A 9,552-nucleotide genomic window follows, 5' to 3' on the forward strand; every position below is an offset into this window, starting at 1 on the left:
GCAAACTCCTCTTTTTACCCGTACCAAGTTTGACTAACCAGGGCGAGGGGTGGATCATTATTATCTATGTACAATAATAAAAAAGTCGTTGTGGTTATGCCCGCGTACCGGGCCGCTCTTACGGTAGAACGAACGTACCGGGAAATCCCCTTTGATTTGGTGGATGAAGTGGTACTCGTTGACGATCATAGTCCGGATAATACCGTAGAAGTCGCTCAAGCCCTAGGCATTAAGCACGTCATTCGCCACGACATTAATAAAGGATACGGAGGAAATCAGAAAACGTGTTACAAGAAGGCTCTGGAATTGGGCGGTGACATTGTCATCATGCTGCACCCGGATTATCAGTATACGCCTCTGCTGCTGACGGCCATGATTTCCATCATTGGAAATGATTTGTATCCGGTCGTATTTGGCTCACGTATTCTGGGCAAGGGAGCCTTGAAAGGCGGAATGCCCATGTATAAGTACATCGCCAATCGCTTTCTGACCTTTGTACAGAATGTGTTACTGAATGAAAAACTGTCTGAATATCACACGGGCTATCGGGCCTTCTCACGGGAAGTACTGGAAAAAGTCCCTTTCGACAAGTGCGATGACGACTTTGTATTTGATAACGAAATGATTGCCCAGATTTTCTGGAAAGGCTTTGAAATTGCGGAAGTAACCTGCCCGACCAAGTATTTTGACGAAGCTTCTTCCATCAACTTTCTTCGCAGTTCCAAGTACGGATTGGGCGTACTGCGAACCTCCCTTTTGTATCGATTTTCGAAATGGGGTTTGGGCAAGTGGAAAATTCTTGATTAACTGATCGAGTTACTGACCAGATTCGCTACTATACAAGGAAAGCCCGTCAATCACTTGGCGGGCTTTCCTTTATTATGCGTACGGATGTATTTAGCTCCCCTGGGGTTCCAGCTTAATCGCTTCGAACGTCTCTACGGATTCGCGGATGTAGCGTTTAAAGAAACTGTCTACTTTCAATTGAATGACGCCCAGGAAAGCTTCCTTGAAAATTTTCGTGGACATTTTGGAAACGCCCTTCGTGCGATCGGTAAAAATGATTGGTACTTCCTTGAGTTTAAATCCATATTTCCAGGAAGTAAATTTCATTTCGATCTGGAAGGCGTACCCGACAAAGCGAATGGAGTCCAGATCAATCGCTTCGAGCACCCGGCGACGGTAACACTTAAAACCAGCGGTGGCATCCATCACGGGCATTCCCGTAATAAAACGCACGTAAACACCGGCAAAATACGACATCAGTACCCGTCCCATTGGCCAGTTCACCACATTTACGCCCTGGATGTACCGCGAACCGATGGCCAGGTCATTGCCTTCTTCGGCACAGGCCCGCCACAGTCGTACCAGATCGTCGGGATTGTGGGAAAAGTCCGCATCCATTTCAAAAATATACTGATAGCCTTTTTTGAGGGCATACTTAAAGGCCGTCAAATAGGCCGTGCCCAGGCCCAGTTTACCCTTGCGTTCGAGCAGGTGAATGCGATTATCACCAAACTCGTCCTGCAATTGTTTCACTCTAAAAGCCGTACCATCGGGAGAACCGTCATCTACAATCAGTACATCGAAAGTCGGCTCCAGGCTCATAACCTTGCGAAGAACCGTTTCAATATTTTCAATTTCATTGTAAGTCGGAATCACGACGATTCGTTCTTTCGACCCATTCATCAAAAGCGGTGTAGAGGTACCCGTAAAAACAGAAAGTGCTTCCATAAACCAAATCAGGTGGAAATCAGGGTATGGTTAGGTTAGCCGAAGCCAATCAAAAAATTCGAGGGAATTAATTTAGTAACGTCAAAACGACCTTACTCATTCATCTGGAGCGTTAAAATACTTTAAGGCAGCGTAGATCGTACAGCAAATTTCGCGGATTAATTCCAATAAAACTAACTCATTGTCAGAGGCTTTCAGCAATGATCAGAACCATACGAATGAGTGGGTGAACGGTTTCACCAAAAAATAATTCAAGGCTATTTGAAAGAACTTTAAGAAATTAGCCCCTGATTTTGAATGGAATCAGTAGTATTCACGGCTTCAAAGGACTGATTCATAGCTCATCCACAGCCTTTACTTTCCGTTCGTAAGTCATTAGAATGGCTTAGGCTCCTTTGGTTTATTCCAAAGGTTAGTCAGCCTTTGCTCGTTTTACCTGATTCTGTTCAACCGACCATAGCATACTGCGATATAAATTCATCGTTTCCATGTCAGCAACCCCGATAGATGTACCGAGAACCGCAATAAAACAGGAATCCTACTTCAAGCAACTGGACGGAATCCGCTTTATCGCTGTCTTTCTGGTTTTATACGATCACCTGCTGGCCGGGTTCAATACCCTTCCCATTGGCCCCATTGGGGTTACGATCTTCTTTGTACTGAGTGGCTTTCTCATTACCCGTATTCTAATTGAGAGCAAGCATCAGTACCAACCCCGTGAAAATGGCCTAAGTACCTATCTGAAGAAATTCTTCATTCGCCGTACCATCCGGATTTTCCCCATTTATTACCTCGTTATTTTCCTACTGGTGCTGTTTAACGTACCGCCTGCCCGCGAAAAATTTCTCTGGCTGGCCCTGTACGCTACCAATATTTACATTGCCCACTACGAAACCTGGCTCGGGTCGATGGACCACTTGTGGTCGCTGGCCGTGGAAGAACAGTTTTACATCTTCTTCCCCTTCCTGGTCTTCTTCGTTCCGACCCGCCATTTACCTAAAATACTCGTTGCGTTTATCGTTGGTAGTGTTTCCCTGCGATTGTACTATTTTTTGAAAGGCGAACCCTGGTTTGTTTCCTACGTACTGATGCCTACCAGCCTGGATTCGTTCGGACTGGGTGGTTTTCTCGCCTATCTCTATATTTTCCAACTGGGCCATTTTCAGCGAATTTTCCGTCATACGGCCTTAGTCTGGTTAGGACTAATCATTCTGGGAGGCAGTTTATACTGGTACCACATTTCTGCCGATCCGCATCAATCCCTCAACAGTGTATTCGAGCGGCTGGCGGGTTCCATCTTTGCTTTTTTCCTAATTGGGAAAGCCATCTTGGGCTACGACGGGGTGATGAAATGGGTACTGGAAAATCCGGTTAGTATTTATCTGGGCCGTATCAGCTATGGTATTTATTTGTATCACAACTTTGTGTATAACCACTACCATACGCCTCCTACCCACCCCGTGTATCGCCTGATGCACCGCATTTACCGGGAGATCCCAGCTCTGGAAGAAAGCTATCTGTTCAACTTTGCTGCGTATACCTTGTTAACCATTCTAGTAGCTACGTTATCCTGGTACATCATTGAAAAACCCATCAACAACCTTAAAAATCGCTTTCGTTATTAATGCCTTCCACGCTTTATGTCTGACTTTCTTTCGAAAAGGTTCTGGATTCTACCGGCCTGGGTACTCCTCCTGCTCATTACGGTAGTTCCGATCATTGCCCTGAGTTTTTATAATCACCCCAGTGCTGCCGACGATTTCTGTTTTGCCTACATGGCCCGTGATTACGGCATCTGGTGGTCTACGAAGTTTTATTACGAACAGTGGAGCGGACGCTACCTGGCGAATGTACTTTTCCACGTGACGCCTTTGTTTGCCAATGGTTTCTGGTATTTCAAGGTACTGCCGATTGTTTATCTGCTAACGACCTTCTGGTCGCTGTATGCTTTGGTCGGCGTGCTATTCAGGGTTTCGCCCGCTCATAAATTCATGATTACGGCGGCTTTGGTCATTGCCTATGTCCTGCAAATGGCGAGTCTGGCTGAAGGTTTTTACTGGGCTACGGTCTCGTATACCTACATTTTGCCCCAGATCCTAACGACTTTCCTGCTGGTCATTCTAAGTAAAGTATACGAAAGTCGTTCTTCCACAGCAGCCAATGCCTGGTTAGTACTGGCGGCCGTATTCATTGTGGGTATTGTCGGTCTTTGTGAAATGTTCGTCATTTTACTGGGCGGTCTGCTGGGTAGTTTTCTATTGTACCAACTGCTTTTCAACCGTAAGCTCGACCTGCGTTTAGTGTTTTTGCTAGGGATTACGCTGGTCAGTAGCTACTTCATTCTGCAATCGCCGGGCTCGAAAGTGCGTCAGCATGCGAATCCACTGGGAGGTAATCTGGTCTTCTCGCTTCCTATGTCGTTTCGTACGACGGCTGAACTGGCCCTTCACTGGATGCCCCTGCTTTTGATTTTTGTGGTATTCTGGCTGGTATGGCTGGCTCACCGGGAAGATCGGGCGTTCCGTTCGTACCTGCGGATTCGTCCCTGGGCGGGTTGGCTGGTCTGGGCGGGACTGACTCCTCTCCTCTTCTTCCCGTATTTTTACGGGGTAGGTATGGATGAAGTGCCGGTACGTATCACCAATACGGTCTATTATTTTTATCTGACGGGTCTGTTTTATAACCTGACGGTAAGCGTACTCTGGCTTCGGGAAACGAAAGGTCTTGAAGTAGCTCAGCCCGCCATTCTGAAGGCTTTGCTGGTGCTGGCTTTGTTGGCCGTACCCGTAGCGTACGCGTTCAACAAAAACTTCCGGATGATGACCCGCGACTTAACTACGGGAACGGCGGCTCAGTACGACCGGGAACTAACAGAACGTTACGCATACATCCGGCAGTCGAAGCAGGATACCGTTACCATTGCACCGCTTCAGCATGTACCAGCGTCTTTATTTACCGAAGACATTAAGGACAACACGACGCACTTATGGAATAAGTGTGAATCGCAGTTTTTCGGTAAAAAAGCATTGATTTTACAAACCAAAGAGTAACCTTTTTGCTCTTTGACTGATGAGTAGATAAACCGGCTTACTACCGATAGCAAAGGCATGTACGGTTATATACTTCTGCTTTACGAAGTAGAATCCATCATTTAATCCTTATTACCTTGAATCCTGAAGAGATTTATCTTTCGGTTATTGTCCCCTGTTTTAATGAGGAAGAAGTCATTGTTGAAACCTATCGGCGACTCACCCAGGTAGTACAAAGCCAGGGCTGGCGTTACGAACTGGTTTTCATCAATGACGGCAGTCGCGATAAAACCTTAACCCTGTTAAAGCAGTTAGCTGTACAGGACCCCATGGTACGGGTACTCTCGTTTTCGCGAAATTTTGGCCATCAACCGGCAGTATCGGCGGGAATCCGGTATTGCTCGGGCAATATTGCCATCATCATTGATGCCGACTTGCAGGACCCACCAGAGCTTTTCCCAGCGATGGTAGACCTCTACCAGAAAGAGCAGGCTAACGTAGTATATGCCGTACGGAAAGAGCGAAAGGGTGAAAGCTTTTTCAAACTCTGGTCGGCTCGTACCTTTTACCGGGTTATTAATTCATTGTCGGAAGTTCCCCTACCCTTGGATACGGGCGATTTCCGCTTGATTGATGCGAAAGTCATCCGGGAGTTTAAAAAACTTCAGGAACGCAATAAATACATCCGGGGCCTGATTAGCTGGATGGGTTTCAAGCAGGTACCCATCGAGTATTCTCGGGATGAGCGGTTTGCCGGAGCAACCAAGTATCCGCTTTCGAAGATGCTGAAATTCGCTCAGACCGGCCTGTTATATTTCAGCAAAAAACCCCTGACAGTAGCCCTCTCACTGGGTTTTATTAGTATTCTGGTGGGACTTGGATTAGCCGTATGGGTGTTTGCCAGCAGCGTACTTCGTCCAGAAAGTCTGGTACCGGGCTGGGCTTCCACAGTTATCATGGTTATTTTCTTCGGCGGAATTCAACTATTGACCATCGGTGTACTGGGTGAATACATCGGCAGTATTTTCGATGAATTAAAAAAACGCCCGGAGTTCATTGTCTCCGAATCAATTAATTTCGATGAAAACGTCCAGTAATTCGTTCATATCTCAGCTTATTGTTGCTTTACCGCTTGCTGTTTTTATCATTTTTTTCTTTTCCTACGTACTGAACGTAGCCTGGTTTGACGATTACGAATCGCTTTCCGGGTTCTTCCTGGAATTTCAGAAAGCTCCTACCTGGTCCGAAAAAGCGTACTGGCTTTTCCTGCCCAATAATGAGCACCGGATGGTTACGGCCAAGCTACTCGTACTGGCTACTTACTACCTGACGGGCGAATTACAATACGTTTGGATGCAGGCCCTGGCGAACCTGACCGAGGTATTTATCTGGGTTTTGTTTTTGCTGGCTTTCCGGCGAATGCGGCTATCCTTGTGGTATTTTCTGCCGGTTACGCTCTTCATGTTTCAGCCGCAGCATTACCTGCTGACGTTCCTGACCAACGCTGGCTTGCAACACGAACCGCTGCTCTTTTTTGCCTTTGCTACGCTCTTTGTACTGGCCAAAGGGACGCCCGCTTCGGCTGCCGGAGCCCTGGTACTGGCCTTCATTACGACGTTCACGATGAGCAATGGAATGTTTGTCTGGATTGCGGGTGGTATTATCCTGGTTCTACGCAAACGGTATTCTTTCCTCCTCATCTGGTGTCTGGCCATGGCTCTGGCCATTGGCGGGTATTACTACCACTATCCCTCGACGGCCAATGGGAAGAGTTTCAGTAAGTTTCTTGAAGCTCCGCAATTATCCCTGCTGGGCTTCTTCACCTACTTGGGAGCGGCTTTTGACTTTTTCCCGAATGCTTCCGCCCCCTGGCGTTACATCCTTCCGACCCTGGCCGGTGTTGGATTGATGACGATTGCGGTCCTGTGGTTCCGGAAAAACATCTGGCCGGTATTACTCGGTTACTTCCGTACAACGGGCGTATCGTCCGTACCAGATCAGGACCGTTTCGTGCAGGATTTCCTGTTGAGTACGGCCTTGTTTTTACTGGCTAACAACACCATCATTGCCGTCTTACGACCGCATTTTGGGTACCACGTCATGCTCATCAGTAACTACAAGCTTTATCCTACGCTTTTCCTTTGCGTGGCGTACATGGCCTGGCTGAGTATGCAACGCGATTACGCCCGTACCCCGAAATGGCTCATCCCCGCCAGCGTATTGATCTATGCGGGCCTTTACCTGGCGTATTTTCCGATTGTCGAAGACCGACGGAAGAACCTGCTAACGGCTACCTTCAACCAGTACCATGCCGGCATCGGTCTGGGAGCCACCCGTGGATCGTTTCTGGAGCCGTATATTCAGCGTAACTTCATGACGCCACTCGAACAGGGAATTTACAACCCACCGATTCACTTTTTTGATCCGGTGCTGGCTCAGTCCGCCGAAAGCCAGGTTGTATCCCTACAGACGCAGGAAACCGCCACGCATTACCTGCTTACCCAACCGGAGCTTACCGTTCCCAGAGGTCGTAACAGCTTGTTGCTCCTGCACGTTAAATCGACGGAACACCCCGAACAGTATCTGATTCCGTTCCAGCCATTACCGAATACGGGCCGCAATCCGTTCCGGCAGGGCGTAGGAGGGCAGGCAGAGCTTCCGAAAGACATGCTACGCCCCGGAGTTTACGAGCTTCAGGTTCTGTATCAGGACGGTACGACGCTAAAACGGTATCCAACCTTGAATAAATTATCGATTTGAGTCTATTTTTGTCAGTAAATTTTGGCGGCAACCTTCTTAGCAACTTTCCCATTGAATAATCCACAAATTTCGATAGTCGCCCCCCTGTATAACGAAAGTGAGACGTTCCCTCACTTGGTGGAGCGTTTAAATAAGCTGATGGACCGCCTCCCACTCACCATTGAGGTGGTACTCATCGACGACGGTAGCCGTGACAATACGGCTACGCTCATGCAGGCTCTGGCTCTGTCCGATCCGCGTTATCATTGTGTGTTTTTGGCCCGTAATCACGGTCACCAACTGGCTCTTTCGGCCGGTATGAACGAAGCACGGGGCACGGAGGCCATTATGGTGATTGATGGTGATTTACAGGATCCTCCTGAATTACTCGAAGACTTTTACAAACTTTATAAAGAAGGGTACGACGTGGTGTACGCCGTACGGCGGAAACGGAAAGAAGGATGGATCAAGCGGCTAGCGTACCATTCCTTCTACCGGATTCTACGTTCTATTTCTTACATCGACATTCCGCTCGACAGTGGCGATTTCGCTCTGGTTTCGCGTCGCGTTGTGGACGTCATGAATGCGATGCCCGAAGAAAGTCGGTATCTGCGGGGTATGCGTACCTGGGTAGGTTTCAAGCAGACGGGTGTAGAATACGAACGTGACGAACGCATAGCGGGTGAATCGAAATATTCGTTTGCTCTGCTGTTTAAACTAGCCTACAACGGGATTTTCAACTTCAGCGAGTTTCCCATCAAGCTTCTTACCCGACTGGGCGGTACGGCTATTGCCTTCTCGATGATGTATTTCATTTACAACCTCATCAAGAAATATGTACTAGGCATGGACGTTCCGCAAGGCTTTCCAGCGACGCTATTCGCCATCATCTTCTTTGGTGGACTGAATTTGTTCGGCCTCGGGATTATCGGTGAATACGTACTGCGGATCTTTTTTCAGTCGAAAGGCCGACCGCTTTTTATCATTAAATCCAAAATTCTGAACAAGCAGTGGGAAAAATAGCCTTCGCTGGCTTTCCGTTCATCACTAAATAGCCGGATCGTCGATCCGGCTATTTTCATTTCATCCCAAAATTGTATACAAGTATGGCCGAAAAAACTAGCTTTGGCCCAACAATTTTAAATAGTCAGCCAAAACCCGAATTAAAACCTTTCATAGAATATGTCACGCGGAATCATCGCTACCATTGCTATTATTGTTTTAGTTGTACTGATGGGCGGTTGCTCGTACAACGGTTTAGTACAACAGGACGAAAATGTGAACACCGCCTGGGGTAAAGTGCAATCCGATTACCAACGGCGGGCCGACCTGATCCCGAACCTGGTTGCCACGGTCAAGGGAGCAGCTAACTTTGAGCAGAAGACGCTTACGGATGTAGTGAATGCCCGGGCCAATGCTACGTCCATTAAATTCACCGCCGATCAGCTTACCCCCGAAAATATTCAGCGTTTTCAAGAGGCTCAGTCGCAACTGAACGGCTCTCTATCCCGATTATTGGCCGTTGCTGAAAATTATCCCCAACTGCGGGCGAGCGATAGTTTCCGGGATTTGCAGGCTCAGATCGAAGGTACGGAAAACCGGATCAAGGTATCTCGTAACGATTTCAACGACGCCGTTAAGCAGTATAACCAGAAGGTTCGCTCATTCCCGACCAATGTGCTGAGCGGTATGTTTGGCTTCCCCGCTAAAGCGTACTTTGAGTCCGATCCAGGAACGGAAAAAGCTCCAAAAGTTCAATTCTAATTTGCTTGAGGGCCAGCGTACGCGTACGCTGGTCCTCGAAGCTTATCAGCCATCACATATGCTTAGCGAGGCTCAGCAACAGGAAATCATTGCGGCCATCAAGCAGGCCGAAACGCGAACTTCCGGTGAGATTCGGGTACACATTGAAGAGAAATCACCTTCACCCCTGGACCCCATTGAACGAGCGAAGGAAGTATTCGCCAAACTGGAAATGCATAAAACAGCCCAGCGAAATGCCGTCCTATTTTTCATCGCTCTGGAAGCCCGGAAATTTGCCATCTGGGGG

General features: G+C 47.8%; 9 protein-coding genes. 8 read left to right on the forward strand and 1 reads right to left on the reverse strand.

Annotated features, from left to right (window positions below):
• The first annotated feature begins 66 nt into the window (after positions 1 to 66).
• Complete coding sequence (locus ACOJTG_RS06305; protein ID WP_420153031.1) at positions 67 to 807, forward strand: glycosyltransferase family 2 protein; 741 nt, start codon at positions 67 to 69, stop codon at positions 805 to 807.
• 90 nt (positions 808 to 897) lie between these two features.
• Here ACOJTG_RS06305 and ACOJTG_RS06310 read toward each other — a convergent pair whose 3' ends face one another.
• Positions 898 to 1,734, reverse strand: coding sequence for a polyprenol monophosphomannose synthase (locus ACOJTG_RS06310; RefSeq protein WP_420153032.1), 837 nt, complete (start codon positions 1,732 to 1,734; stop codon positions 898 to 900).
• 488 nt (positions 1,735 to 2,222) lie between these two features.
• On the opposite strand from ACOJTG_RS06310, the gene ACOJTG_RS06315 reads away from it, so the two are divergent.
• The 7 genes from ACOJTG_RS06315 to ACOJTG_RS06345 all read left to right on the forward strand — a co-directional run.
• Entirely contained in the window at positions 2,223 to 3,359 is a 1,137-nt protein-coding gene (locus ACOJTG_RS06315; protein WP_420153033.1) for an acyltransferase family protein, read from the forward strand.
• A 15-nt stretch (positions 3,360 to 3,374) separates the two neighbouring features.
• The gene (locus ACOJTG_RS06320; protein ID WP_420153034.1) at positions 3,375 to 4,784 is read left to right on the forward strand and encodes a hypothetical protein; all 1,410 of its coding nucleotides are present in this window, start codon (positions 3,375 to 3,377) and stop codon (positions 4,782 to 4,784) included.
• Positions 4,785 to 4,900: 116 nt separating this feature from the next.
• A complete protein-coding gene (locus ACOJTG_RS06325; protein WP_420153035.1) occupies positions 4,901 to 5,860 on the forward strand; it encodes a glycosyltransferase family 2 protein in 960 nt (319 codons plus the stop codon).
• Positions 5,844 to 7,523 (forward strand): hypothetical protein, encoded by a 1,680-nt coding sequence (locus ACOJTG_RS06330; protein WP_420153036.1) that lies wholly within the window; start codon positions 5,844 to 5,846, stop codon positions 7,521 to 7,523. Before ACOJTG_RS06325 ends, ACOJTG_RS06330 begins: the two co-directional genes overlap by 17 nt.
• Before the next feature lie 51 nt (positions 7,524 to 7,574).
• The gene (locus tag ACOJTG_RS06335) at positions 7,575 to 8,525 is read left to right on the forward strand and encodes a glycosyltransferase family 2 protein (RefSeq protein ID WP_420153037.1); all 951 of its coding nucleotides are present in this window, start codon (positions 7,575 to 7,577) and stop codon (positions 8,523 to 8,525) included.
• Between the two features lie 159 nt (positions 8,526 to 8,684).
• Positions 8,685 to 9,266: a LemA family protein gene (locus tag ACOJTG_RS06340; RefSeq protein ID WP_420153038.1), complete on the forward strand. Its 582-nt coding sequence runs from the start codon at positions 8,685 to 8,687 to the stop codon at positions 9,264 to 9,266.
• Between the two features lies 1 nt (position 9,267).
• Positions 9,268 to 9,552, forward strand: a 285-nt coding sequence (locus tag ACOJTG_RS06345; RefSeq protein WP_420153039.1) for a TPM domain-containing protein, incomplete at its 3' end; no start/stop codon positions are given.

This window comes from Siphonobacter sp. (assembly GCF_048595215.1).
Classification (GTDB): domain Bacteria; phylum Bacteroidota; class Bacteroidia; order Cytophagales; family Spirosomataceae; genus Siphonobacter.